The organism is Burkholderia torrens (assembly GCF_984668525.1).
The window spans coordinates 1794315-1820555 of sequence record NZ_OZ480211.1; the positions used below are offsets into that span (position 1 = coordinate 1794315).

General features: G+C 71.2%; 12 protein-coding genes. 11 read left to right on the forward strand and 1 reads right to left on the reverse strand.

The annotated features are described in order from the left end of the window. Nucleotides 1-16 precede the first annotated feature (16 nt). The 8 genes from AC5LXX_RS08250 to AC5LXX_RS08285 all read left to right on the forward strand — a co-directional run bounded on the left by AC5LXX_RS08250 (nucleotide 17) and on the right by AC5LXX_RS08285 (nucleotide 8310). A complete protein-coding gene (locus AC5LXX_RS08250) occupies nucleotides 17-1270 on the forward strand; it encodes a calcium-binding protein (protein ID WP_493409147.1) in 1254 nt (417 codons plus the stop codon). A gap of 225 nt (nucleotides 1271-1495) precedes the next feature. Continuing rightward, nucleotides 1496-2164, forward strand: coding sequence for an RNA polymerase factor sigma-70 (locus AC5LXX_RS08255; protein WP_493409148.1), 669 nt, complete (start codon nucleotides 1496-1498; stop codon nucleotides 2162-2164). Between the two features lie 85 nt (nucleotides 2165-2249). Further along, nucleotides 2250-2492, forward strand: a complete 243-nt coding sequence (locus tag AC5LXX_RS08260; RefSeq protein WP_059234271.1) for an MbtH family protein — start codon at nucleotides 2250-2252, stop codon at nucleotides 2490-2492. A gap of 44 nt (nucleotides 2493-2536) precedes the next feature. Continuing rightward, nucleotides 2537-3544 carry a TauD/TfdA family dioxygenase gene (locus AC5LXX_RS08265; protein ID WP_493409149.1) on the forward strand — a complete coding sequence of 336 codons (1008 nt, stop codon included), beginning with the start codon at nucleotides 2537-2539 and terminating at the stop codon, nucleotides 3542-3544. Then, on the forward strand, nucleotides 3544-4392 hold the full coding sequence (locus AC5LXX_RS08270; RefSeq protein WP_493409150.1) for an ABC transporter ATP-binding protein: 849 nt from the start codon (nucleotides 3544-3546) through the stop codon (nucleotides 4390-4392). Before AC5LXX_RS08265 ends, AC5LXX_RS08270 begins: the two co-directional genes overlap by 1 nt. Further along, nucleotides 4389-6479 carry a Fe(3+)-hydroxamate ABC transporter permease FhuB gene (fhuB, locus tag AC5LXX_RS08275; protein WP_493409151.1) on the forward strand — a complete coding sequence of 697 codons (2091 nt, stop codon included), beginning with the start codon at nucleotides 4389-4391 and terminating at the stop codon, nucleotides 6477-6479. The genes AC5LXX_RS08270 and fhuB overlap by 4 nt, the downstream gene beginning before the upstream one ends. Further along, the gene (gene fhuF, locus AC5LXX_RS08280; RefSeq protein ID WP_493409152.1) at nucleotides 6476-7276 is read left to right on the forward strand and encodes a siderophore-iron reductase FhuF; all 801 of its coding nucleotides are present in this window, start codon (nucleotides 6476-6478) and stop codon (nucleotides 7274-7276) included. Before fhuB ends, fhuF begins: the two co-directional genes overlap by 4 nt. Then, nucleotides 7273-8310 carry an ABC transporter substrate-binding protein gene (locus AC5LXX_RS08285; RefSeq protein WP_493409153.1) on the forward strand — a complete coding sequence of 346 codons (1038 nt, stop codon included), beginning with the start codon at nucleotides 7273-7275 and terminating at the stop codon, nucleotides 8308-8310. The genes fhuF and AC5LXX_RS08285 overlap by 4 nt, the downstream gene beginning before the upstream one ends. A 183-nt stretch (nucleotides 8311-8493) precedes the next feature. Here AC5LXX_RS08285 and AC5LXX_RS08290 read toward each other — a convergent pair whose 3' ends face one another. Further along, nucleotides 8494-10239 carry a cyclic peptide export ABC transporter gene (locus AC5LXX_RS08290; protein ID WP_493409154.1) on the reverse strand — a complete coding sequence of 582 codons (1746 nt, stop codon included), beginning with the start codon at nucleotides 10237-10239 and terminating at the stop codon, nucleotides 8494-8496. 273 nt (nucleotides 10240-10512) lie between these two features. Here AC5LXX_RS08290 and AC5LXX_RS08295 point away from each other — a divergent pair, with 273 nt between their 5' ends. The 3 genes from AC5LXX_RS08295 to AC5LXX_RS08305 are packed head-to-tail and all read left to right on the forward strand — an operon-like array spanning nucleotide 10513 to nucleotide 26230. Further along, the gene (locus AC5LXX_RS08295) at nucleotides 10513-20202 is read left to right on the forward strand and encodes an amino acid adenylation domain-containing protein (protein ID WP_493409155.1); all 9690 of its coding nucleotides are present in this window, start codon (nucleotides 10513-10515) and stop codon (nucleotides 20200-20202) included. Nucleotides 20203-20211: 9 nt separating this feature from the next. Further along, a complete protein-coding gene (locus AC5LXX_RS08300) occupies nucleotides 20212-25197 on the forward strand; it encodes an amino acid adenylation domain-containing protein (protein ID WP_493409156.1) in 4986 nt (1661 codons plus the stop codon). Continuing rightward, nucleotides 25187-26230 (forward strand): GNAT family N-acetyltransferase, encoded by a 1044-nt coding sequence (locus tag AC5LXX_RS08305; RefSeq protein ID WP_493409157.1) that lies wholly within the window; start codon nucleotides 25187-25189, stop codon nucleotides 26228-26230. Before AC5LXX_RS08300 ends, AC5LXX_RS08305 begins: the two co-directional genes overlap by 11 nt. Nucleotides 26231-26241: the final 11 nt, after the last annotated feature.

The window sequence follows — 26241 nt, forward strand, 5'->3', positions numbered from 1 at the left end:
CGGTTATGCGCTGACGGTGATCGGCGACCTGGGCGGGCCGCGCGACATGCAGTACCAGGGCAATGCCGTCAGCGCGGACGGCAAGACGATCATCGGTTCCTACTGGAGCGAAGCGCAGTCCGGTGGCTCGATGGCGTTCTCGTGGTCGGCCGCGGCGGGCTGGCAGCGGCTGGCCGCGCCTGCGAACGCCTATGACTCGCAGGCACGGACGGTGTCGGCCGATGGGCAGATGATCGGCGGTTCGATCAGCGCGCTCCAGGCGGACAGCAGTAACGTCGATCGATGGGCGGTGCGATGGCCAGGCGACGGTCGCACGCAGAAACTCGTTCCGGATACGGCGGGCCGGGGCGCATCGGTCGAAGTCGCGAACCTCGGCGGCACGAGGATGGGGGGCAGCTTTACGACGAAAGGCGGCCGGAATGCACGGTTCATGTGGACCCAGCCGAGCGGTTTCCGCGAGTTGCCGCCGGGCGGTGACTATAACGTGCAGCTCCTGTCGATGACCTCGTCCGGGAATGCCGCAGCCGGGTTCGCCGGCAATGTCGACGGCGTGTATGGTTCGCGTGCGCTCTTTTGGACAGAACGAATCGGCGAACGACTGTTGCCGACGATCAACGCGGGCGTGGCCAGAATGGATCTGGCCCGCGGCGTGACCGAAGACGAACGCACGATCGCCGGCTCGCTCGGCACTCTGGTGGTCACGCCGGATGGGCAACAACGGGTCGACTCGGAGGCCGTGCTGTGGACGAACGGCGGCGACAGCATCCAGCGGCTCGGTTTTCTCGACGGCGACGACAGCAGCTACGCGTTGTCGATCAGCATGGACGGGCAGGTTGTCGTCGGTGGCTCGAGCAACGGGCAGACCGGTGTCGAGCGCGTCTTCGTGTGGACGCCGCACAGCGGCATGCGCAGCCTCGTCGCGTTGCTCGAAGGGGCCGGCCTGTCGGTCGGCACGCTGAACCTGGCCAACGTGATCGGCGTGAGCCCCGACGGGCAGACCATCACGGGGCAGGGCTATCGGGAAGACGACCCCGACGGGAAACCGCAGTTCTGGCAAGTGCACATCGATGCGGCAACACTGCGCGCGTTGCGGCCGGCGCTCCCGGGCGCCGACGCATTGCGGGTGCGGGCGGTGCAGCCGAAGGCGATGGCGGTGTCACGCACGCTGGCGGCGCAGCCGAAGGCGGCGATGCAGCGAAGCGTCTGCCGCATGCCAGTCACCCCGGCGCGGCTCGCGTCGTGCCGGCTGCTGTTGCCGGCCGTGCGCTAGCGAGCATGGTCGCTGGCAGGAGAAGCGATGAAACAAGACGCCGGGTCGACGGCGCCTTGTTTCGCTGCGAGTGCCGGACGAACCCTCGTCTTATACGTACGGACAACGATTCCGCCAATTGTTCAGACAAATCCCGACAACTGAAAGGGTCATCCGGTAATCAGATTGAGAATGATTTGCGTTTACGTTAAATTGCGCTATCTCGTAATTTGACGGAGCAGATCGATGGCCATGGCGGAAGTGCTCGACCGACCGGCGGCGGCAGCGGCGAACCCGTTCCTCGGCAGTTATCCGGACCTGCCGCCGCGCGCCGCGCCGCGACCGCGTCGTGCGTCGGAACCCCGCACGCAGGGCGCGCTGCTCGACGTGCTGATCTCGCATCGTTCGATGCTCGTCAATATCGCGCGCGGCTTCGTCGGGTGCGCGAGCCGCGCCGAGGACGTCGTGCACGACGTGTTCGTGAAGCTCGTCGAATTCCCGAACCAGGATGCGGTGCGCCAGCCGGTCGCCTACGTGACGCGGATGGTGCGCAATGCATCGATCGACGCATGCCGCCGGCAAAGCCTCGAGAACGTCTATCACACGGAAGAGGACGACGGCTTCGATGTGCCGTCGCCCGAGCCGACGCCGGAAGCCGCGCTGATGACGCGCGATACACTGCGGCGCGTGTGGGCCGCGCTCGACGACCTGCCGGCACGCAGCCGCGCGGCCTTCGAGATGGTGCGGCTGCGCGAGGAGACGCTGCAGACCGCGGCGCGCGCGCTGAACGTGTCGCAGACGCTCGTGCATTTCATGGTGCGCGATGCGGAGCGTCACTGCGCGGACTGCCTCGACGCGTGCCAGCGCGGCGTCGCGTGCCCGGTGTTCCTGGGCGGCCGCGCACGGCGGCGGTAAAAAAACGCGCCGGCCAATCGTCTATCAGACAGGAGCGGCCGAAACCGCCGCTTCGCTTCCTTCAACCGCCCAGCGATTTCCGATCATGACGCAAGCCCCGACGCCTTCCGCCGACACCGACGATCTCGTCTACACGGTCGTCATCAACGACGAAGAACAGTACTCGATCTGGCCGACGTTCCGGCCCGTGCCGGCCGGCTGGCGCGAGGTCGGCGTGAGCGGCCCGAAGGCGGACTGTCTCGCGCACATCGAGGCCGTCTGGACCGACATGCGCCCCGCGAGCCTGCGCCGCGCGATGGACGGCGAGCGCGCGTCGCGCGCATCGTGACCTGCTGCGCCGCGACCCGGCGCGCCACCTGAAGAGGACGTTGCATGACCCTGCTTTCGTTGCCGACGCTCGACGACCTGCGTATCGAGCCGGGGCTGCCCACCGTCGTGTCGCCGAGCGGCAGCGACGGCATGTCGATCGACGACGTCGCGCCGCTGGCGCGCGAGATCGCGGCCGACACGCTCGAACGGGCGGGCGGCGTGCTGTTCACGGGCTTCCACGTGCCGTCGATCGACGCGTTCCAGCAGTTCGCGGCGTCGTTCGGCGATCCGCTGATCGGCTATGAATACGCGTCGACGCCGCGCAGCCAGGTCGAAGGCGCCGTCTACACGTCGACCGAATACCCGCCGCACCGCGCGATTCCGCTGCACAACGAGCAGTCGTACACGCGCGAATGGCCGCTGCGGATCTGGTTCCACTGCGCGCTCGCCGCGCCGAAGGGCGGCGCGACGCCGATCGCGGACAGCCGCGCGGTGTATCGCGCGCTCGATCCGGCGCTGGTCGCGCGCTTCGAGAAGCGCGAGCTGCTGTACGTGCGCAATTTCGGGCAGGGTCTCGACCTGCCGTGGCAGCAGTCGTTCGGCACCGACGAGCCGGCCGAGGTCGAACGGATGTGCGCGGCGCGCGGCATCGAATGCACGTGGCGTACCGACGACGACGGCGAACTGCTGCTGCGCACGCGTGAACGCTGCCAGGCCGTCGCACGCCATCCTCGCACCGGCGACCGCGTGTGGTTCAACCAGGCGAACCTGTTCCACCTGTCGGCGCTCGACGACGACATGCAGGAAGCGCTCGTCGATGCGGTCGGGCTCGAGAACGTGCCGCGCAACGTGTACTACGGCGACGGCGAACCGCTCGAGGCCGATGCGCTCGCGGAGATCCGCGGCGTGCTCGACCAGCAGCGCATCGTGTTCCCGTGGCGCACCGGCGACGTGCTGATGCTCGACAACATGCTGACCGCGCATGCGCGCGACCCGTTCGAGGGGCCGCGCAAGGTCGTCGTCGCGATGGCGCAGAGTCATACGGTCCCGCGCGACCGAACGGAGGATTGATGACGCGTCGTACCGCCGCGCTTGCCGCGCGCGGGCTGTCGGTAGGATATCGCGACCATGTCGTGATCGACGGGCTGGACCTGTCGATCGCGGCCGGCCGCGTCACCGCGCTGTGCGGACCGAACGGCTGCGGCAAGAGCACGCTGCTGCGCACGCTCGCGGGCCTGCAGCCCGCGCGTGCCGGCCATGTCGAAGTGAACGGCCGGCCGCTCGCGTCGTTTCGCCGTCGCGCGCTCGCGCGCGAGCTGACGATGCTCGCGCAGTTCAACCAGATTCCGTCGGGCCTCACGGTGCGCGAACTCGTCGCCTACGGGCGCTATGCGTACGGCGGCTTCCTGCGCGGCCTGTCGCGGGCCGACCATGCGGCGATCGACGAGGCGCTCGACACGAGCGGCCTCGCAGGCGACGCGGAGCGCGACGTCGGCGCACTGTCGGGCGGGGAACGCCAGCGCGCATGGATCGCGATGGCGCTCGCGCAGCAGGCGCCGATCGTGCTGCTCGACGAACCGACGACCTATCTCGACATCCATCACCAGCTCGACATCCTCGACGCGCTGCGCACGCTGAACCGGTCGCGCGGGCTGACGATCGTGTGGGTGCTGCACGACCTGAACCAGGCGGCCGCATACAGCGACGAGATCGTGCTGATGCGCGCGGGCCGCCTCGTCGCGCAAGGCACGCCCGACGCGATGCTCGACCCGGCGCGGCTGCGCGCGGCGTTCGGCGTCGAGATGCTGAAGCTCGCGCATCCGCAGACGGGCGCGCCGATGTGCGTGCCGGCCTACGGGCCGTCGACCGACGGCGCGCCGCAGGCGGCCGGCGTGTTCGACCGGGATCTCGCCGTATGACGACGTTCGCGATGCGCAAGCGCCTCGCGGCGGCGGGCAGAGGGGCGACCCGCGGGCGAGCCGGCGCGCTCGCGCTCGGCCTCGTCGCGTTGATCGCACTGCTCGCGGCGCTGCGGATCGCTCCCGATCTGCGCGCGTGGTGGGACGCGGCGCCCGGCAGCGATGCCGCGTCGCTCGCGCACGTGTTCCTGTTCGACCTCAACCTGCCGCGCGTCGCGGCCGCGCTCGTCGCGGGCGGCTGCCTCGGCATCGCGGGCGCGCTGTTCCAGTCGCTCACGCGCAATCCGCTTGCGTCGCCCGACCTGCTCGGCGTGACGGGCGGCGCGCAGCTCGGCCTGCTCGCGGCGATGCTCGTGCCGGCGCTGGCCGGCGTCGCGTCGGTGCCGCTGCTGTTCGTGTGCGGGCTCGCTGCCGCCGCGTGCGCGATCGTCGCGGCCGGCGGCTGGCGCGCGACGCCGCTGCGGCTCGTGCTCGCGGGCAGCGTATGCATGCTGCTGTTCGCCGCGCTGTCGACGCTCGTGCTCGCGTTCTTCGAGCAGAACATCGCGGGGGCCGCGCTGTGGACCAACGGCAGCCTTTATCAGCCGGGCGCGACGGGCCTCGCGCTCGCCGCGCGCTGGCTCGTCGTGCCGCTGGTTGCATTGCCGTTCGTGATCCGGCCGCTGAATCCGCTCACGCTCGGCGACGATGCGGCGGCCGCAGCCGGCGTGCGCGTCGATGCGACGCGGCTCGCCGCGACGATCGTCGCGGTCGCGTTCACCAGTGTCGCCGTCAGTATCGCTGGCCCACTGTCGTATGTCGGCCTCGTCGCGCCGAACCTGCTGCGCCAGGTGCGCGGCGCGCGCGCGGCGCGACTCGGCGTGCTGGTGCCGCTGTCGGCGCTCACCGGCGGCGCGCTCGTGCTCGTCACCGACAGCGCGGTGCTCGCATCGGGCTTCGACGCGACGCTGTCGACCGGCGTCGCGATCGCGCTGGTCGGTACGCCGCTGATGCTCGCGATGATCCGGCGCGGCGCTGCCTGGTCGGGCGTGCTGCATGCGGATGCCGAACGCGCGGCGGGCGGCGGTTCGACGCGGCTCGTCGGCTGGCTCGAACGGCTCGGCTGGCCGCTGCGCACGGCGCTGTTCGTCGTGGCCGGCCTGCTGGTCGTGCTGGTCGGCGTATCGGCCGGCCCCGAATGGTTGTCGCCCGCGCGCTGGTTGGCTGCGCTGTCGGGCCAGGATGCGCTCGCGCGGATGCTGATCGACCTGCGCATGCCGCGCCTGCTGTGCGCACTGCTCGCCGGTGCGCTGCTGGCCGTCAGCGGCGTCGCGATGCAGAGCGTCGTGCGCAATCCGCTCGCGGGCCCCGAAGTGCTCGGCGTCACGCAGGGCGCGGGGCTCGTCACGCTGTTCGCGCTGTCGACGTGGCCGCTGATGGGCCACGTGACGCTTGCCGCCGCCGCGCTGATCGGCGGCGGGTTGTCGCTCGCGATCACGCTCGCGCTGAATCACCGGCATCGCTACGCGCCGCTCGCGGTCGCGCTGACCGGCATCGTGATCGGCGCGTTGTGGACCACGCTCGCGCAATGGCTGATCACGCAGGAAAGCGTGCAGCCCGCGCGCTTCGTCGTGTGGCTCGTCGGCGGCACGTATGGCCGCAGCTGGGGCGAGGTGTCGATGCTGCTGCCGTGGTGCGTGCTCGCGGTGCCCGTGTTCGCATGGCTCGCGAAGCCGCTCGACATGCTCGCGCTCGGCGACGACCAGGCGGCCGCGCTCGGCCTGCCGGTGGCCGTGCTGCGGCCGCTCGCGCTGACGATCGCGACGCTCGCCGCGTGTGCGGCCGTCGCGGCGGTCGGGCCGGTCGGCTTTATCGGGCTGATGGCGCCGCACGTCGCGACGATGCTCGGCGCGCGCCGGCATCGCACGCGGCTGTGGCTCGCGGCGGCATGCGGCGCGTTGATCCTCGGTGTCGCGGATCTCGCCGCGCGCACCGTCGTGGCACCGCGCGAGGTGCCGGCCGGCGTGCTGACCGCGTTGATCGGCGCGCCGTACCTGCTCGGGCTGTTGATCCTCGAGGGGCGCCGCGCCCGGCGCGCAGGGCGATGATTCCGGTGCTCGACGACACACGCGCCACGCGTTTCTCGGCGTTCGCGCCGGAACCGTTCGCCGGGCATCTCGACGTCGTCTGGCTCGGCATGCCCGACGACGCACACGCGCCGGGCCGCATCGTCGTGCCCGTCGCGGAATTGCCCGCGCATCGCGACGCGGTGCTCGACGCGATGGTCGGCCACTACGGCGGCGATCCCGCGCAGCATGCGCGCGCGCTGATGTCGCAATGGAGCAAATACTATTTCGGTCGTGCGGCGCCGGCCGGTGTCGTCGCCGCGCTGACGCTCGGCCGGCCGCTCGACATGCACCCGGAGCGCACCTTCGTCGCACTCGACGACGGGATGCCTGCCGCGCTGTATTTCGCAAGCGATGCGCTCGGCGCGCCGTGCGACGATCCCGCGCCGCGCTATGCAGGGCTCATCGCGCATCTCGGCGCGGTGATCGACCTGCTCGCGGCGATGGGCCGCGTCACGCCGCGCGTGCTGTGGAGCAACGCCGGCAACCTGCTCGACTATCTGCTCGGCACGTATCGTTCGCTGCCGTGCGCGGCCGATCCCGTGCGCGATGCGGACTGGCTGTTCGGTTCGGCCTGCGTGCACGGCGAATCGAATCCGCTGCGAATGCCCGTGCGCGACGCCGTGCCGCGCTCGGCGTTGCTGCCGACGCCGTTTCGCGCGCGCCGCGTGTGCTGCCTGCGCTACGAAATTCCTGGAGAAACGCAACTGTGTGGAAGCTGCCCCCTGCTACTGACGATGGACGACGCGGCGCTGGCCGAGCAGGACGCGATCCGGTGACGCACGCCGGCCGCCGGCATGCGCTCGGCGCACTCGCGGCGGCACTCGGCGCCGCGTGCTGCGGCGCGTTTCCCGCATCGGTTTCAGCATCGGTTGCGGCTGCCGCCGTTGCCGACGACGCACGCGGCGCGCAGGGCGCCGTGTCGCTGGCCCGCAATCCCGTCGTGTCGCAGGCGAGCGTGAAGATGCCCGTGCGGCCGCAGCGCGTGGTCGCACTCGACTTCATGTTCGCGGAAAGCGTGATCGCGCTCGACATCGTGCCGGTCGGGATGGCCGATACGGCGTTCTACCCGGGCTGGCTCGGCTACCGGAGCGAGCGGCTCGCGCACGTGATCGACGTCGGCTCGCGGCAGGAGCCGGGGCTCGAAGCGATCGCGGCGGTCAAGCCCGATCTCGTCCTCGGCGTCGGTTTCCGGCACGCGCCGATCTTCGACGCGCTCGACCGGATCGCGCCGACGATCCTGTTCCAGTTCAGCCCGAACGTGTCCGACGGCGGGGTACCCGTCACGCAACTCGACTGGATGCGGCAGATTTTCCGGACGATCGGCGCGGTGACGGGGCGCGACGCGCGTGCGCAGGCGGTCGATGCGCAACTCGACGCCGGCATCGCGCGCAACGCGGCGCGGCTCGCGGCCGCGGGCCGCAAGGGCGAGCGCATCGCACTGCTGCAGGATCTCGGCTTGCCCGATCGTTACTGGGCCTATACGGGCAACAGCACGTCGGCCGGTCTCGCGCGTGCGCTCGGGCTCGATCCGTGGCCGAAGAAGCCGACGCGGGAAGGCACGCTGTACGTGACGTCGGCCGATCTGCTCCGGCAGCGCGACCTCGCCGTGATGTTCGTGACCGCATCTGGGCTGGACGTGCCGCTGTCCGCGAAACTCGACTCGCCGGTGTGGCGTTTCGTGCCCGCGATGAAGGAACACCGGATCGCGCTGATCGAACGCAATATCTGGGGGTTCGGCGGGCCGATGTCGGCGCTGAAGCTGGCCGACGTGATGACCGACACGATGCTGAAGCTGCCGGCCGTGCGTTGAGCGCGGCTTGAGCGGCGGACGATGCCGCGTTGACGGGCAGGAGTGCTGTGATCGGCCTGACGACGAGCGGCTTCCGTCTTTCCTTTTCGCCACGCGCCAGCCAAATTGTTCCCCGCTGAAATGACAATCGCGGACACACTGCTCATGCAGCGTGTCCGCGATTTTTTATCGACTGTCGTCGTGTTACGCGCTCAGCGCATCGACGCCATCCTGCGCACGCAGGCGCGCCGGTTGCGTGTCGCTGACGATGCGCCCGTTGTCGAGCTTCAGCAGCCGGTCGGCGAGATCGAAGTAGCGGTCGTCGTGCGTGATCACGATCACGGCCTTGCCGCGTGCACGCAGTTCGGGCAGCAGCTGTTCGTAGAACACGGCCTTGAACGACGGGTCCTGGTCGGCCGCCCATTCGTCGAACAGGTAGAACGGCCGGTCCTCCAGGTATGCGACGACGAGCGCGAGCCGCTTGCGCTGCCCGGTCGACAGCGCCCGCGTCGAGAACGCGCCGTCGACCACTTTCACCTTGTGGTCGAGCGCCAGCTTCGCGACGAGCGCGTTCGCCCGTGCATCGGCCTGTGCGCGCGACGGATCGTCGGGGTCGACGATGCCGAGCAGCGCATCGAACAGGTGGAAATCGTTGAAGACCGCACTGAAGCGCTGCCGGTAGGCTGCGCGCTCGCGCCAGCCGATCATGCGGCCGTCGACCTCGATCGTGCCTTCCTCGGGCTCGTAGAGCCCCGTCAGCACCTTCGCGAGCGTCGTCTTGCCGCTGCCGTTGCCGCCGACGATGAACACGAGTTCGCCCGGCTTGATCGTCAGGTCGATCGGCCCGATGCTGAACATCCGTTCGTCGCGTTCGTGGAAGTACGCGTGCGTGACGCCGCGCAGCGTGACGGCGCCGGCCGGCGGCACGTCGGGTGCGTCGGCCGCGGGCGGCACCGTGCGCAGCGCGCCGAATTCGGCCATCACGCCTTCGATCCGCGTGAGCGACACGCGTGCGGCATTGACGGTCGGCAGGTTGTTCAGCAGGCCGTCGAGCGGCACGAGCATGAACAGGAACACGACGACGTAGCCGGCCGCCGCGGCCGGGTCGGCATGCACGCCGAGCTGCGGCCAGAACGACGCGACGCCGAGGAAGACGTAGAACAGGAAGATGATCCAGCCGACCCCGACCGCATACGCGCTGAATGCGCGGCGGCGGTGGTCGCGCACTTCGCCGATCGCGGCGCCGAGCTGGCCGTCGACGAACTGGCGGGCGCGCGCATCGTGCAGCTTCAGTTCCTTCGCGCCGGAGAACAGCGAGCCGAGATAGCCGAACAGGCGGTCCTGCGCGTGGCCGGCGGCTTCGAGCGCCGCGATCGCGCGGCGATCGCCGGTGTGATAGCCGAGCGAGCCGGCGATGATCGCGGCCAGCGCCAGCAGGCACACGGGCCACGACAGCCACGCCAGATAGCCGAGGCAGCCGAACACGATCGAGCCGTGCATGACCAGGTTCGGCAGCGCGAAGAACAGCATCGACACGTTGGTCGCGTCGTCGGTCAGTACCGACTGCACGGGCGCCGCGCCGATCCGCTCGATGTCGCGCAGCTCGGCCGCGCCGACGCGCCGCGCCAGATGCACGCGCAAGCGCGCCATCGTGTCCTGCGACAGGCGGGCGAACAGCGTGCCCGACACGATCCGCGTGACGAGCGCGATCACCGCGCACAGCGCAAAGCGCCACGCGAGCGACGCGTCGGCGGCGCCCGGCTGCGACAGCGCACGGTTCAGCGTCGCGACGAGCAGCACGCTCGCGATGCCGTTCAGCACGCACGCGGTGAGCGCCAGCGTGAACGACACGCGGCTTTCGCGCAACAGTGCAAGGATCAGGCGCGCGGCGGGGCGGCCGGGGGAGGCGTCGAGGGACGGCGGGGAGGAAGGCTCGTGGGCAGCTGTCATCGGCAACGTCGGTAAAAGGAAGGCAGGCAAAAAACGCGGAAACGGCAAATCTGACGCGAAAGCCACGGGCGAGGCGGGCCCCGTTGCGGCTTTCCTCCCTGATAGACGAACGGGCCACGCAAATATTTAGCAGCACCGTCAAAAAAATGCGGCCGCACGCACTTTGCGCGCAAAACGGTAAAAAATCGGCCGCGTCGTTCGTCACACCAGTGAAGCCGCCCCAAGCGGCCCCGAGACTTGGCCGAAGCGGCCGGACCGAAGGACTTCACGCACATGACGAGTTTCCCGACTGCGCTGCATCACCGAATCCGTGAACTGGCGCGCCTCGCGCCCGACGCACCCGCCATCGCGGTTCCTTTCCAGAATGACCTGCGCCTGTCGCGCGGCGCGCTCGACGCACGTGCGTCGCACCTCGCCCGGCAACTGCGCGCGGCCGGCGTCGGCGCGGAAGTGCGGGTCGGCGTATGTGTCGAGCGTTCGTGCGAACTGTTCGTCGCGCTGCTGGCCGTATTGAAGGCGGGCGGCGTGTTCGTGCCGCTCGATCCGCGTCATCCGGCCGCGCGCCTCGACTGGATCGTCCAGGATGCTCAGCTGCGGCACGGCATCGTCGATGCGGCCGGTCGTGCGGCGCTCGGCACGCCGTTCGAACACGCGTTCGATCCGGCAATCGCAACCGCAACCGCAACCGCAATCGCAGCCGTGGGCGAGCCGGCCCTCGGCACTGACGACGAAGCAGTGCCGGTCCACCCGCGTTCGGCCGCCTACATGATCTATACGTCGGGCTCGACCGGCACGCCGAAGGCGGTGGTCGTCGAGCACGGCCCGCTTGCCGCGCATTGCGCCGCGCTCGCAGCCGCACTGCCGATCGAGGCCGGCGACCGTCTGCTGCATTTCGCGTCGGTCAATTTCGATGCCGCGCACGAATGCTGGCTCGCGCCGCTCGCGATCGGCGCCAGCATCGTCGTGGCGCCGCCGCAACCGTTCGCGCCGGACGCCGCGCATGCGCTGCTCGTGCGCGAGTCGGTCAACGTGGCCGCGTTCCCGCCTGCCTACCTGCGCGAATTCGCGGCCGTCGCCGCGCGCGACGGCGTGCCGCCGGCGCTGCGCGTGCTCGCATTCGGCGGTGAAGCGCTGCCGCAGCAGGCATTCGAATTCGTGCGCGGCACGTTCCCGTCGGTACGCCTGATCAACGGGTACGGGCCGACCGAGGCCGTGATCTCGCCGATGCTGTGGCCGGTCGAGCCGGGCGAGACGCCCGTGCTGGCCGCGGACGACGCGTATGCATCGCTGCCGATCGGCCGCGTGATCGGCCCGCGCGTCGCGCGTGTCGACGGCGCCGCGGACGACGGCGCGGGCGAGTTGCTGCTCGGCGGCGTCTGCGTTGCACGCGGTTATCACGGCCGTCCGGCCTTGACGGCCGAACGCTTCATTCCCGATGCGGACGGCGAGCCCGGCGCACGCGTCTACCGCACCGGCGACCTTGCACGGTTGCGCGACGACGGCGCATTCGACTATCTCGGCCGCCTCGACGATCAGGTCCAGGTGCGTGGCGTGCGCGTGGAGCCGGCGGAAATCGCCGCGTGCCTGCGCTCGCATCCGGCCGTGGCCGACGCGGCCGTGGTGGCCGAGACCGGTAACGGGCCGACGCGGCTGATCGCGTGCGTCGCGCTGCGCGCGGCGGCCGACGATGCGGCATTGAAGGCGCATGTGGCCGCGCAATTGCCGGCTGCGTGGCAACCGCACCGGTTCGTGCGCTGCGACGTGCTGCCTTATACGTTGAACGGCAAGCTGGATCGTGCCGCGCTGCGCGAGCGGATTGCCGCTGCCCGCGACACGACGCAAGGTGCCGGCGATGCGCCGCGCACGCCGACCGAACAGCAGATCGCCGGCTTCTGGCAGACGCTGCTGGGCCTCGACGCCATCCCGTCGCGCGACGACCGGTTCTTCGCGCTGGGCGCCGATTCGCTCGCGGTAATGCAATTGCAGGCCGCGATCCGTGCGGCCGTGCGCGTAAACCTGAGGCTGGACACGCTGTTCGCCGATCCGGCGCTGGCCGAACTGGCCGAACAGGTCGATCGTGCGGAGCGCGAGACCGGCGAACCGCTAGCCGCCATTGGCGCGCGCCGCGCGCCGGCCGATGCGGCGGCATCGCGCGCACCGCATGTCGACCGTGCGGCCTCGCTCGCGCAACAACGCTTCTGGGTGCTCGCGCAAACGCGTGACGCGAGCGCCGCGTATCACATCGCCGCGCACTGGACGATCGACGGCGCACTCGACCGCGACGCGCTGCAGCGCGCGCTCGATCACGTGATCGGGCGTCACGAAGCATGGCGCACGACGCTCGTCGACAACGACGACGGCGTCGTGATGCAGCGAATTCATGCGCACTTGCCGGTGTCGATCGCCGACGTCGACTTGCGCGACCAGCCGCCGGCCGCGCGCGATGCCCAAGCCGCGCGTCTCGCCGAGCGCGACGCGGCCGAGCCGTTCGACCTCGCGCGCGGCCCACTGCTGCGTGCGACGCTCGTCGCGCTTGCCGACGACCGCCACCGCCTGCTGCTGACCGCGCATCATGCGATCACCGATGGCTGGAGCTCGCGCTGCGCGTTCGACGAGCTGTCGGCTGCGTATCGCGCGTATGCCGAAGGCCGCGAACCGTCGCTGCCCGATCTGCCGATCCAGTACGCAGACTATGCGGACTGGCAGCGCGACATGCTGGCCGGCGGCGAGGGCGCACGCCAGCTCGACTACTGGCGCGACGCGTTGCGCGACGTGCCGGGCCCGCTCGCGCTGCCGGTCGACCGCCAGCCGGGCGCCGTGCGTACGCTGCAGGGTGCGCGCGTGTCGGTGCGCCTGCCCGACGCGGTCGCGGCCGACGTGCGGCACCTCGCACGCGAGGCGCAGGCCACCGTCTTCACGGTCCTGCTCGCCGCGCTCGATGCGTGGCTGTCACGCCTGACCGGTGCAACGGACATCGTCGTCGCGGTGCCGGTTGCGCACCGCCAGCGCCCCGAAACGCGCGCGCTGCTGGGCCTTTTCCTGAATACGGTCGCGCTGCGCGTGCAAGTGGCGCCGACGCTGCCGTTCCGCGCGCTCGTCGATGCGGCACGCACGGCGGCGCTCGACGCGGTGGCGCACCAGGACGTGCCGTTCGAGCGCGTCGTCGATGCGGTGAAGCCGCCGGTCAGGCGCGGCGACGAATGGCTGCGCGTGAAGTTCGCGCAGCAGTTCGATGCGCGGCACGACAGCGTGCTGCCGGGCGCGACGGCAGTCGCGACGCCGGGGCCCGACCTCGCCGCACGCTTCGACTTCGCCGTGGATTTCACCGACGATGCAAACGGCATCGAACTGGTCGCGGCCTATGCGACGGACTGCATCGACGCCGACACCGCGCGCGCCTGGCTCGACAGCTATGCGGCGCTCGTCGGCGCAGCTGCGCGCGATCCGCAGCACACGACGGCCGCGCTGCCGTGCGATGCATCGGCCGCATCGCGCCAGCCGCGCGACGGACGCGCATTGCGCATCGAGCATGCCGACATCGTCGCCGCGTTCGCGCGGCAGGCGGCTGCGTATCCGCATCGCGTCGCACTGGCCGACGCATCGGCATCGCTGACGTTCGCCGAACTCGACGACGCGTCGAACCGCGTCGCACGCGCGCTGATGCAGCGCGGCGTGGCCGCCGAAGCGTCCGTGATCGTCTGCATCGAACGGTCGGCGCGTTTCGTCGTCGGCCTGCTGGGGGCGCTGAAGGCCGGCGCGCTCGCCGTGCTGCTCGATCCGGCGCAGCCGGCCGCACGACTCGGCGCCGCGGCAGCCGACTGCGGCGCGCGCTGGGCACTCGTCGCGGACATGGCGGCGTGGCCGGCCGGCATCGACACGCAGCCGCTCGACGTCGACACGCTCTCGCAGGATGCGACGCTCGCTCATGCCGCCGGCGTGCGCGTCGCGCCGCATCCGGAACAGGGTGCGTACCTGATCTATACGTCGGGCTCGACCGGCACGCCGAAGGGCGTCGTCGTCTCGCACGGTGCACTGGCCGACTATGTGCAGGGGATGCTCGACGAACTCGCGTTCGCACCGGACGCATCGTTCGCGATGGTGTCGACGGTCGCGGCCGACCTCGGCCACACGACGCTGTTCGGCGCGCTGTGCGCGGGCCGCACGCTGCATCTGCTGCCGGCCGCGTGCGCGTTCGATCCGGATCTGTTCGCCGACGAAATGCGTCGCCGCGAAGTCGGTGTGCTGAAGATCGTGCCGAGCCACCTGCAAGCGCTGCTCGACGCGCGCGTGCCGGCCGACGTGCTGCCGCGCCACGCGCTCGTGACGGGCGGCGAAACGCTCACGTGGGCGCTCGTCACGCGCCTGGCTGCACTCGCGCCGGCCTGCCGCGTGATCAACCATTACGGGCCGACCGAAGCGACGGTCGGCGCGATCGCCTGCGACACGGCGTCGATTGCCGCCGAGGCACGCGATCCCGCGACCGGCGTGCCGCTCGGCCTGCCGCTGCCGAATGCACGTGCGCTCGTGCTCGACGCGTTCGGCGCGTGCGTGCCGGCCGGTGCGACGGGCGAGCTGTATCTGGGCGGGCCGGGCGTCGCGCGCGGCTATCTCGGCCGCCCGGCACAAACCGCCGAGCGCTTCGTACCCGATCCGTTCACGCCCGGTGCGCGGCTGTATCGCACGGGCGACCGCGTGCGGTTGCGCACGGACGGCCGGCTCGCGTTCCTCGGCCGTATCGACGATCAGGTGAAGATCCGCGGCTACCGCGTCGAACCGGGCGAAGTGAGCGCGGCCGTGCGCGCGGCCGGGCCGGTTGCGCAGGCCGAAACGCTCGCGATCGAACACGACGGCCGCCTGCGGCTCGCGACGTTCGTCGTGATGCGCGACGGCGCGGCATTCGACGAAGCCGCCGTGCGCGCAGCGCTCGCGGCCACGCTGCCCGACTACATGGTGCCTGCGCAGTTCGTCGCGCTGGCTCGGCTGCCGGTAACGGCGAACGGCAAGATCGATCGCGCGGCATTGCGCGAACTGGCTGCTGCACCGGTCGCGGTCGCGTCCGGTGACGCACCGCGGGGCGCGGTCGAAACCGTGCTCGCCGAAGTCTGGCAGGCCGTGCTGAAGGCACCGAACGTCGGCCGCGACGACAACTTTTTCGAACTCGGCGGCGATTCGATCCTCGTGCTGCAGGTGATCGCCCGTGCGCGCAAGCGCGGCGTGCGCTTCACACCGAAGCAGTTGTTCGACGGCCCGACGGTCGCAGAACTCGCGCGCATCGCGAAGACCGACGAAGCGGCCGCCGCCGTCCAGCCTGCGAGCGCGGTCACGACGTCAGCCGCGACACCGGCTGCCGCGTCGATCCTGACGCCCGCGCAGCAACGCTTCTTCGCGCTCGATATCCCGCATCCGGGCCACTGGAACCAGTCGGTCGCATTCGACGTGCGCGGTCCGTTCGATGTCGACGCGTTCGCACGCGCATTCGACGCGTTGCTTTCGCATCACGACGCATTCCGCCGGCGCTTCGCGCGTGGTGCGGACGGCACGTGGCAAGCGAGCGACGCCGCGAAGCCGTACGACGTATTGCCGTTCGTCGAAGTCGCCGCCCGCGACGACGCAGACGCGCTCGCGCGCTTCGACGCGTTGCAGCGCCGTCTCGATCTCGGCCGCGGGCCGCTCGCCTGCGCGTGCGCGGCGCGGCTGCCGGACGGTTCGACGCAGCTTTATCTGGCGATTCACCATGCGATCGTCGACGGCGTGTCGTGGCGCATCCTGCTCGACGATCTCGACACGGCCTATCGCGCCGCATGCGAACGCACGCCGGTCCGCCTGTCGCAGCCGGGCCTGCGCGCCGACGCATGGGCCGCACGGCTCGCGCGTGCCGCGACGGAACCGGCGTCGCCGTTCGCGGACGAAGTCGCGTACTGGGTCGGCATGGCACAGGGCGGCGATGTCGTACCCGATCATCCCGACGCTGCGGCGACGAATGCCGATGCGGCCGTCGTCGTGCAGACGATCGACGCGGCATTGACCCGCGCCGCGCTGACCGACGCGCATGCGGCCTATAGCACGCAGACGATCGAAGTGCTGGGTGCGGCGCTCGCGCTGGCACTCGCCGGCACACGCGATGCCGCATCGTGCCGCGTCGAACTGGAAGGACATGGCCGCGAAGCGCTGTTCGACGACGCGGACGCGAGCCGCACGATCGGCTGGCTGACGAGCCACTACCCGGTGACGCTGCCCGTCGAAGCGACCGCCCGCGACACGCTGTGCGCGGTCAAGGACACGCTGCGCGCGGTGCCGCACAAGGGGCTCGGCTTCGGCGTGCTCGCCCACTACGGCGATGCGGCGACGCGCGCGGCGCTGGCCGCCGTGCCGCGCCCGCGCGTCACGTTCAACTATCTCGGCCAGTTCGACGCGCCGCGCGATGCGACGCTCGTGCCGCGCTTCGGCGGCACCGGCGTCGAGCGCGATCCGCAAGGGCCGCTCGGCAATACGCTCGCGATCCACGCGTACCTCGACACGGACCACGACGGCGCGCGCACGCTGAAGGTGCACTGGGTCTACGGTGCACCGCAGTTCGAACGCGCGACGATCGACGCGTTCGCCGAACGCTTCGCGTCGGCACTGCGCGAGCTCGTCGAAGCATGCGCGTCGCGCCTCGCGCATCGCGGTGCCGGCGCGACGCCGGGCGATTTCCCGCTCGCGCAGGCCGCGGGCCTCACGCAAGCCGCGATCGAACGCACGCCGCTCGACTGGCGCGCGATCGACGACGTGTATCCGCTGTCGCCGATGCAGCAGGGCATCCTGTTCCATGCGCTGTTCGCACCGGGTCACGCGAGCTACGTGAACCAGCTCGTCGCGACCGCGACCGCGCTGGACGCCGACCGGCTCGCCGCCGCGTTCGACGCGTCCGTTGCGCGTCACGACATCCTGCGCACGAGCGTGATGCCGGACGAGGCTGCGCCGCTGCAGTGCGTGCATCGTCATGCCCGGATGCCGGTCGAACAGCTCGACTGGCGCGATCGCGCCGACACGTTCGACGCCGATTTCGATGGCTGGCTCGCGGCCGACCGCGCGCGCGGCTTTGACTGGCGCGAGCCGCCGCTGATGCGGCTCACGCTGATCCGTGTGTCGAACGACGCATGGCGCGTCGTGTGGACGCGCCATCACGTGCTGCTCGACGGCTGGAGCACCGCGCGCCTGCTCGCCGACGTGTTGCGCGACTATCGCGACCCGGATGCCGTGTCGCCGTTCGCGAGCCGTCCGCCACTGCGTTACCGGGACTTCATCGCATGGCTCGGCACGCGCAACCGCGATGCCGACGAGCGCTTCTGGACCGAACGTCTTGCGCGTCTGGATGCGCCGACGCTGATTGCCGAGCGCACGGCCGATCGCGCCGATGCCGAGATGGTCACGTGGCGCGCGACGCTCGATGCGGACGCGATGGCGCGCGTCGCGCAGACGGCGCGTGCATTGAAGCTGACCGTCAACACGCTGGTGCAGGGCGCATGGGCGCTCGCGCTGCAGCGGATGACACACCAGCCGGCCGTCGCGTTCGGCGCGACCGTCGCGGGCCGTCCCGACGCGCTCGCGGACGTCGACGCGGTGCTCGGCCTGTTCATCAACACGTTGCCGGTGATTACCGCACCGGCCCCGCAGCAACGCGCGGCCGACTGGCTGCAAGCGCTGCAGCGCGAGAACGCGGCCGCCGCCGAGCATGCGCACACGCCGCTCGCCGACATCCAGCGCTGGGCGCGCGGAGCGGGCGGCGCACTGTTCGACACGCTGGTCGTGTTCGAGAACTACCCGGTCGACGACACGGCGCGCGACGCCGATCCGCGTGCGTTGGCATTGAGCGGCGTACGCAGCATCGAAGCGACCGATTTTGCGCTGACGCTGGTCATCGAAAGCGGCGCCGAACTGACGATCGACTACGGTTACGACACCGCCCGCGTCGATGCACGGCAGGTCGAGACCTGGCACCGTGCGTTCGCCTGCGCGCTCGATGCGCTGGCGCGCACGCCGGACGCGCTGCTCGGCACGCTGTCGATCGCCGACGAAGTCGCCCGCGACGCACTGGCGCTCGCCCAGGATACGGCGCGCGCATGGCCGGCGTCGCAACGGCAGCCGCTGCACCTGCAATTCGTCGACGCGGCGCAGGCGACGCCCGATGCGATCGCGCTCGAATATGCCGACGTTCACGGCGGCGTGCATCGCGCGACCTATCGCGAACTCGATGGGGCGACGTCGCGCATCGCGGCCGCGCTGCGCCGGCGCGGTGTGCAACCCGACACGCCGGTCGCGCTGTGCGTCGAGCGTTCGTTCGACATGGTGATGGCGCTCGTCGGCGTGCTGAAGGCCGGCGCCGCGTACCTGCCGGTCGACCCCGACTATCCGGCCGAGCGCATTGCGTACCTGCTGCGCGACGCGCGGCCGGCCGTCGCGATCACGCAGGCCCATCTGCGCGAGCAGGTCGAGGCCGCGCTGGGCGAGGGCGCCGACACGCAGTTGCTGACGGTGGCGGATCTGCTTGCCGACGATGCGGGCGACACGCCCGCGAGCGAGGCCGCCGCGATCGACGACGCGCAGCTCGCGTACCTGATCTACACGTCCGGCTCGACCGGCAAGCCGAAAGGTGCCGGCAATACGCACGGCGCACTGGCGAACCGGATCGCGTGGATGCAGCACGCGTACCGGCTGACGCGCGACGACGTCGTGCTGCACAAGACACCGTTCGGCTTCGACGTGTCGGTCTGGGAATTCGTGTGGCCGCTGGCGATCGGCGCGAAGCTCGCGATCGCCGCACCCGGTGACCATCGCGACCCGGCGCGTCTCGCGGCCGCGATCCACGCGCACGGCGTGACGGTCCTGCATTTCGTGCCGTCGATGCTGGCCGCGTTCGCCGCGCATCTCGACGACTTCTCGGCCGCCGCGCAATGCGACAGCGTGCGCCTGATCGTCGCGAGCGGCGAGGCGCTCGCACCCGAACTCGTCGCGAAGATGGCGCGCCTCTTGCCGAACGCGACGCTCGTGAACCTGTACGGGCCGACCGAAGCCGCGATCGACGTGTCGCACTGGACTTGCGGCCCCGCCGACGCGCACGCGGTCGCGGTGCCGATCGGTCATCCGATCGCGAACCTGCAACTGCACGTGCTCGATGCCGCGTGGCAGCCGGTGCCGGCCGGCGCGACCGGTGAACTGTATCTCGCGGGCGCGGGCCTCGCGCGCGGCTACCTCGGCCGTCCGGCGCTGACCGCCGAGCGCTTCGTGCCCGATCCGTTCGTGCCGGGCGCGCGCATGTACCGCACCGGCGACCTCGCGCGCCGGCGGGCCGACGGCGCGCTCGACTACCTCGGCCGCGTCGACACGCAGGTGAAGCTGCGCGGCCAGCGGATCGAGCCGGGCGAGATCGAAGCGCTGCTGCGCGCGGCGCCCGGCGTGAACGATGCGGTCGTGATCGTGCGCGACGAGCAACTGATCGGCTATGTCGCCCGTGGCGACGCAGGCCCGCTCGACCGCGCGGCGCTGCTCGACGCACTGCGCGCGCAATTGCCGGCCTACATGGTGCCGTCGCAACTGATCGAGCTCGATGCATTGCCCGTCACGCCGAACGGCAAGTGCGACCGCCATGCGCTGCCGGCCCCGGTGCGCGAAACGGCCGAAGCCGTCGAACTCGCGACCGATACCGAGCGCGCGCTCGCGGAGATCTGGCAGCGCGTGCTGCACGTGGACGCGATCGGCCGCGACGGCGATTTCTTCCTGCTCGGCGGTCACTCGCTGCTCGCGACGCAGGCCCATGCGCAAGCCAACCTGCACTGGGGGCTCGCGCTGCCGCTGCGCACGCTGTTCGACACGCGCACGCTGGCGCGCTGCGCGGAAGCGATCGACGCGGCCTGCGCGGCGCGCGGCGAGACCGATGCGGCGAGCGCGATCGACGCGCTGCTCGGCGAACTGGAAACCCAATAAGGACGACGGATGACGAAGGTTCAACCCGACTGGCTCGCGCTCGCGACGCGTTTCGCGCAACTGCCCGACGCGCAGCGCGCGGTCTTCATCGACAAGCTCGGCGCGGCCGGCATCGACTTCCGCGTGCTGCCGATCCCGCCGCGCACGCCGCGCAGCGATCGCGTGCCGGCGTCGTTCGCGCAGACACGGCTGTGGCTGCACGCGCGGCTGATCGATGCGCCCGACGCGTATCACATCACCGAGCGCCTGGCGTTGACGGGCCCGCTCGACGTGCACGCGCTGCGGCTCGCCTGCGATGCGCTGATCGCCCGTCATGAATCATTGCGCACGACCTTCGACGAAGCGCGGGACGGCGTCGCGCAGACGATCCACGCGCCGCTGCGCTGCCCGTGGCGCGAAACCGATCTCGAAGCGCTGCCGGACGCACAGCGCGTGGCGCGCGCGGAAACGGTCGCGACGGCCGACGAAGCCGAGCCGTTCGATCTCGGCGCGGCGCCGCTCGTGCGTGCGCACCTGGTGCGCTTCGACGCGACGCATCACTGGCTCGCGCTGACCGTGCATCACATCGTGTCGGACGGCTGGTCATCGGGCGTGATGCTCGAAGAACTTGCGGCGTTCTATCGCGCGTACGCGTCGGGCGAACCGGTGCCGCTCGCGCCGCTGCCGATCCAGTACGCCGATTACGCATTGTGGCAGCGCCGCTGGCTCGATGCCGGCGAACGTGATCGCCAGCTCGCGTTCTGGCGCGAACGGCTCGATCCGCAACGCGGCGTGCTGACGCTGCCGGGCGCGACGGCAAGGCCGGCGCGCCGCAGTGCGCGCGGCGCGCGCCATGTGTTTTCGCTCGACGCGCGCGTCGGCGCGCAACTGCGTGCCTTTGCCGCTGCGTCGGGCGCGACGCCGTTCGCCGTGCTGCTCGCCGCGCTCGATGCGCTGCTGGCGCGTGCGACCGGCGACGCACGGATCTGCGTCGGCGTGCCGGCCGCGAACCGCGAACGCGCGGAAGTCGCCGGTCTGATCGGCTTCTTCGTCAACACGCTGGCGATCGACGTCGACGTGCCCGCGCACGGCGATTTCTCGTCGCTGGTCGCGCGCACGCAGCGCGCGCTCGTCGACGCGCAGATGCACCAGGACGTGCCGTTCGAGCAGGTGGTCGACGCGCTCGGCGTGCCGCGCAGCGCGAGTCACCATCCGCTGTTCCAGGTGATGGCCGCGTATGGCGAACGCCGTGCGCTGCCGGCGCTCGGCGCGGCTTCGGCTGCGTTGCTGCCGTCCGGCACGCCGTCCGCGAAATTCGACCTGACGCTGTCCGTCGAGGCGACGCCCGACGGTACGTTCGACGCGGCATTCATCTATGCGCTCGATTTGTTCGATGCCGACGCGATCGCGCGCCTGGCCGCACGCTTCGTCACGCTGCTGACCGATGCGCTTGCACACCCCGACATGCCGGTCGGCGATCTCGACTGGCTGCCCGCCGCCGAACGCGCGCAGCTTTTTGCGTGGAATGCGCCGGCAGGCGCGACAGCAGGCGAACCCTTCGTCCCCGTGCATGCACGCATCGCCGCGCATGCCCAGGCGCGGCCCGACGCTCGCGGTGTCGCCGATATCGACCGCGCGCTGACACGCGGCGAAGTCGACGCGCGTGCGGCGCGCCTGGCGCGTCACCTGGTCGAGGCCGGCGTACGGCCCGAGATGCGAGTTGGCGTCGCGCTGCAACGCTCGGTCGACCTGCTCGTCGCGCTGATCGCCGTACTGAAGTCGGGTGCCGCGTTCGTGCCGCTCGATCCCGCGCATCCGCGCGAACGGCTCGCGCAGATCGTCGGCGACGCGAACATCGCGCACGTGCTGACCGACGGCGCGAGCGCCGCTTCGCTGCCCGAACTGCCGGCGCTGCGCGTATGGCGTGCCGATGCGATCGATACGCTCGACGAAGCCGAACACGTCGCACTGCCGGACGTGCTGCCGGGGCATGCCGCCTACGCGATCTACACGTCGGGTTCGACCGGCAAGCCGAAGGGCGTGATCGTCGACCATGCGTCGTTCGCGCTGCATTGCGCGGCGATCGCCGCGCGCTACGGTGCGGGTGAAAACGACGTGTTCCTGCTGTTCCAGTCGGTCAACTTCGATGGCGCGCACGAAGGCTGGTTTTCGCAATACATGTCGGGCGCCGCCGTATCGGTGACGGCCGACGTGCTGTGGCCGCCCGCGCAGACCTGCGCGATGATGGTCCGCGACGGCGTGACGATGACCTACGTGCCGCCCGGTTGCGCCGCGCAGCTCGCCGAATGGGCGATCGCGCACGGTGCGCCGCCGACGCTGCGTTCGCTGACCGTCGGCGGCGAGGCGACCTCGCGCGAGGCGTTCGCGCTGCTGCGCCGCGCGCTGCCGAACGTGCGCGTGGTCAACGGCTACGGCCCGACCGAGACGGTCATCACGCCGACGCTGTGGATGTTCCGGCCCGGCGACGATCTCGCGACGCTCGGCGACGCCGCGTATCTGCCGATCGGCACGCTGGTCGGCGCGCGTACGGCCCATGTACTCGACGCGCGGCTGCATCCGCTGCCGGTCGGCGTGATCGGCGAACTGTACCTGGGCGGCGAGGGGATCGGCGTCGCGCGCGGCTATCTCGACCGTCCGGCGCTGACGGCCGAGCGCTTCGTGCCCGACCCGTACGGTGCGCCGGGCGCGCGGCTGTATCGCACCGGCGACCTCGTGCGCCGTCGCGCGGACGGCGTATTCGACTTCATCGGCCGCGTCGATCACCAGGTGAAGCTGCGCGGGCTGCGCATCGAGCTTGGCGAGATCGAAGCGCAACTGGCCGCGCACGACGCCGTGCGCGAAGCGTGCGCGGTCGTGCACGGGCAAGGCGCGCTCGCGCAGCTGGTCGCGTATGTCGAGCTGACCGCCGATGCGCAGGCGGCTGCACAGCCGGTCGAAGCCGCGACGCTCGACGCGCACCTGCGCCGCACGCTGCCCGACTACATGGTGCCCGCGCAACTGATCGTGCTCGACGCGCTGCCGCGCAATGCGAACAGCAAGGTCGACCGCGCGCGGCTCCCGGCACCGGTGCGCGTCGAACGCGCGTACGAGGCGCCGCACGATGGCGACGAAGCCGCGCTCGCGGCGATCTGGTGCGACGTGCTGAATCTCGAACGCGTCGGCCGTGGCGATCATTTCTTCGATCTCGGCGGCCATTCGCTCGCTGCCGTGCGCGTCGCGACGCGCGTGGCCGAGCGGCTCGGCCGCGACGTCCCGGTGCGTGCGCTGTTCGAGGCGCCCGTGCTGGCGCAATACGCGCTGCAGGTGGCCGATGCGCCGCGCGCCGCGCATGCCGGCGCCGCAGCGCCGGGCGTCGCGGTGGCCAGGCCCGATGCGCACGGCGTGTGGCCGCTGTCGCCCGCGCAGCTCGGCCTGTGGTTCCTGTGGCGCGCGCAGCCGGACAGCGCCGCATACAACATTCCGGTCGCGCTGCGCGTGCGCGGCCCGCTCGACGTCGATGCGCTGCGCGCCGCGTTCTCGGCTACGGCCGCCGTGCATCCGGCGCTGCGCACGCGACTCGTTGCGCGCGACGGCGCGCTGCCGGGCCAGCGGATCGATGCGGACGTTGCTGTCGAACTGCCGGTGATCGACCTGTCGGCGCAAGCCGATGCACTTGCCCGCGCGGCGGCGCTGACCGACGAGGATGCACTCGCGCCGTTCGACCTCGCGGCCGACGCGCCGCTGTGGCGTGCCCGCGTGCTGCGGCTCGGTGCGGACGACCACGTGCTGTCGGTGACGATCCATCACATCGTGTCGGATGGCGAATCGATCGAGCTTTGGCTCGATGCGGTGCGCGCACGCTATGTCGCCCGTGTGCAGGGCAGCGCCATGCCGGCCGACGAGGCCGTCCAACCGGCCGTACCGCTCGTGCTGCCGGCGCCGTGCCATCCGGGCCGCGTCGCGTATTGGCGGGATGCGCTGGCCGATCTGCCGTCGCGCGTGCTGCCGCAGCGCATGGACGCACCGGCCGACCCGCAATGGCGCGCCGCCCGCATCGCGTTCGAATTCGATGCGCACCTGATCCGCGCCGCACGCGGCGCAGCATCGGCCGCGCACGCGACGCTGCCGATGCTGCTGCACGCGGCGCTCAATACCGCGCTGTTCCGCACGACGGGGGCGGCCGACCAGCCGGTCGGCGTGCTGGCGTCGACGCGTGAGCTCACCGGCGACGCGGCGCGCGAAGCGCTCGGCCTGTTCATCAACTCGGTCGTCGTGCGCACGCGGATCGACCCGGCTGCCCGCCGCGCGGACGTGCTGACGCAAGTACGCGACACGGCGCTCGCCGCGTACGCGCATGCCGACGTGCCGTTTGTCGACGTCGTCGCCGCGCTGCGCGCACCGCGTGCCGCGCAAGCAAATCCGCTGTTCCAGGTGATGTTCAACTACCTGCGTCCCACCGGCGCCGCCGCGCGCGACTGGACTGGCCTGTCGCTCGCCGGATTCGACGACGTGCGCCATCGCGTCGTGTTCACGCTCGAGCTGGATGTCGTCGAGCATCCGGACGGCCGCGTGAGCGCTGCGTTCTCGTATGCGGACGAACTGCTCGACCACGGTTTCGTCGAGGCGCTCGTCGACGTCTATCACGATGAAGTCGCCCGCTTCGCCGGCGCGCCGGAAGCCGCGCTCGGTGCGCCGGACGCACGCGTCGCCACGCACGCCGCGTTCAGCGCACATGCAGGCGCGCAGGCACGGGGCCACGCGCCGTCATCGCACGCGGCGGTCGTGCTCGCGGCCTTGTGGTCCGATACGTTCGCGACGCCCGCGCCCGAGGCCGATACGGACCTGTTCGAAGCCGGCGCGACGTCGTTCGACGTCGTGCGCTTCGTCGACGCGGCCAGCCGTGCCGGTCATGCGCTGACGGTCGCCGACGTGTTCGCGTCGCCGACGCTCGCGGCCCTCGGCGCACGGCTCGCTGCACAAGCGGAAACAGGACAGGAGGCGCGCCATGCTGGCTGAAGTGCGTCCGGACGGCTTCACGATGCTCGATACCTACCGCCTCGCGTTCGCGGACGGCCTGTTCGCGATGCGCGACGGCACGGAGATCCGCGTCGCGCAGGGCGACGGCATCGGCGCACAGCTGCTGCGTGCGCAGCTCGGCGACGACGGCGCACTGCGCCTCGTCGCCTACAACCATCGCGCGGCGCCGGCCGACCAGCGCCGTGCGCTGCTGGCGGCGCTGGCCGCTGCGTTTTCGGACAGTGCACGCCACGCGGCGATCCGGCTCGATCCGGCCGCGTGGCCGGCGGTCGCGCTCGATGCGCTGCGCGCGAGCGGCGTGCTCGCCGACGCCGGCCGCTGCGTGCGCGACGGCTGGGCGCAACAGGCCGACCTGTGGCTCGTCGGCCCGCACCTGCCGTGCGCGACGCTGCCGATGCTCACCGATGGCCGGCGTCACCCGCGCCGTCCGCCCGCGCCGCGCGGCGACGTCTACGCACGCGACCTGCCGGCGCTCGGCGTGCGCTTCACGTTGCGCGGCTGGCAGCCGGCGGAGGACGCCGAACGGCTCGCGCGCTGGTTCGACGAACCGCGCGTGCGCGACGGCTGGCCGGGCGCGCAACCCGCGCAACGCAGCACGGAAGGCGCGCCGGGTGTCGCCCCCGGCGCCGATCCGCACGTCACGCCGCTCGTCGGCTGCTTCGACGGCGAACCGTTCGCGTACTTCGAGGCCGTCTGGCTGAAGGAAGATGCGCTCGCGCCGCACGTCGCGGCACGCGACTACGACCGCGGGCTGCGGATGCTGGTCGGCGAGTCGCGCTGGCGCGGCCCGCAGTGCGTGGCCGGCTGGCTGCCGTCCGTCGTGCATTACCTGTTTCTCGACGACCCGCGTACCGAAGCGGTCGGCTGTGCCGTCCCGGCCGGCCACGCGCGGGTTGCCGACCATCTCGCGCGGCATGGCTTCGCGCGGCAGCGCCGTCTGGCGCTGGCCGACGCGCAGCCGCTGTGGATGCGCACGCTGCGCGAGACGTTCTTCTCCGGCCGTCACGTCTGACGGGCCGGATT

Excerpts from the sequence above, each read along its gene's own strand:
- AC5LXX_RS08305 (WP_493409157.1), top strand. The coding sequence starts at position 25,187 with ATGCTGGCTGAAGTGCGTCCGGACGGCTTCACGATGCTCGATACCTAC.
- AC5LXX_RS08290 (WP_493409154.1), bottom strand. The coding sequence starts at position 10,239 with ATGACAGCTGCCCACGAGCCTTCCTCCCCGCCGTCCCTCGACGCCTCC.
- AC5LXX_RS08300 (WP_493409156.1), top strand. The coding sequence starts at position 20,212 with ATGACGAAGGTTCAACCCGACTGGCTCGCGCTCGCGACGCGTTTCGCG.
- fhuF (WP_493409152.1), top strand. The coding sequence starts at position 6,476 with ATGATTCCGGTGCTCGACGACACACGCGCCACGCGTTTCTCGGCGTTC.
- fhuB (WP_493409151.1), top strand. The coding sequence starts at position 4,389 with ATGACGACGTTCGCGATGCGCAAGCGCCTCGCGGCGGCGGGCAGAGGG.
- AC5LXX_RS08260 (WP_059234271.1), top strand. The coding sequence starts at position 2,250 with ATGACGCAAGCCCCGACGCCTTCCGCCGACACCGACGATCTCGTCTAC.
- AC5LXX_RS08270 (WP_493409150.1), top strand. The coding sequence starts at position 3,544 with ATGACGCGTCGTACCGCCGCGCTTGCCGCGCGCGGGCTGTCGGTAGGA.
- AC5LXX_RS08295 (WP_493409155.1), top strand. The coding sequence starts at position 10,513 with ATGACGAGTTTCCCGACTGCGCTGCATCACCGAATCCGTGAACTGGCG.
- AC5LXX_RS08265 (WP_493409149.1), top strand. The coding sequence starts at position 2,537 with ATGACCCTGCTTTCGTTGCCGACGCTCGACGACCTGCGTATCGAGCCG.
- AC5LXX_RS08255 (WP_493409148.1), top strand. The coding sequence starts at position 1,496 with ATGGCCATGGCGGAAGTGCTCGACCGACCGGCGGCGGCAGCGGCGAAC.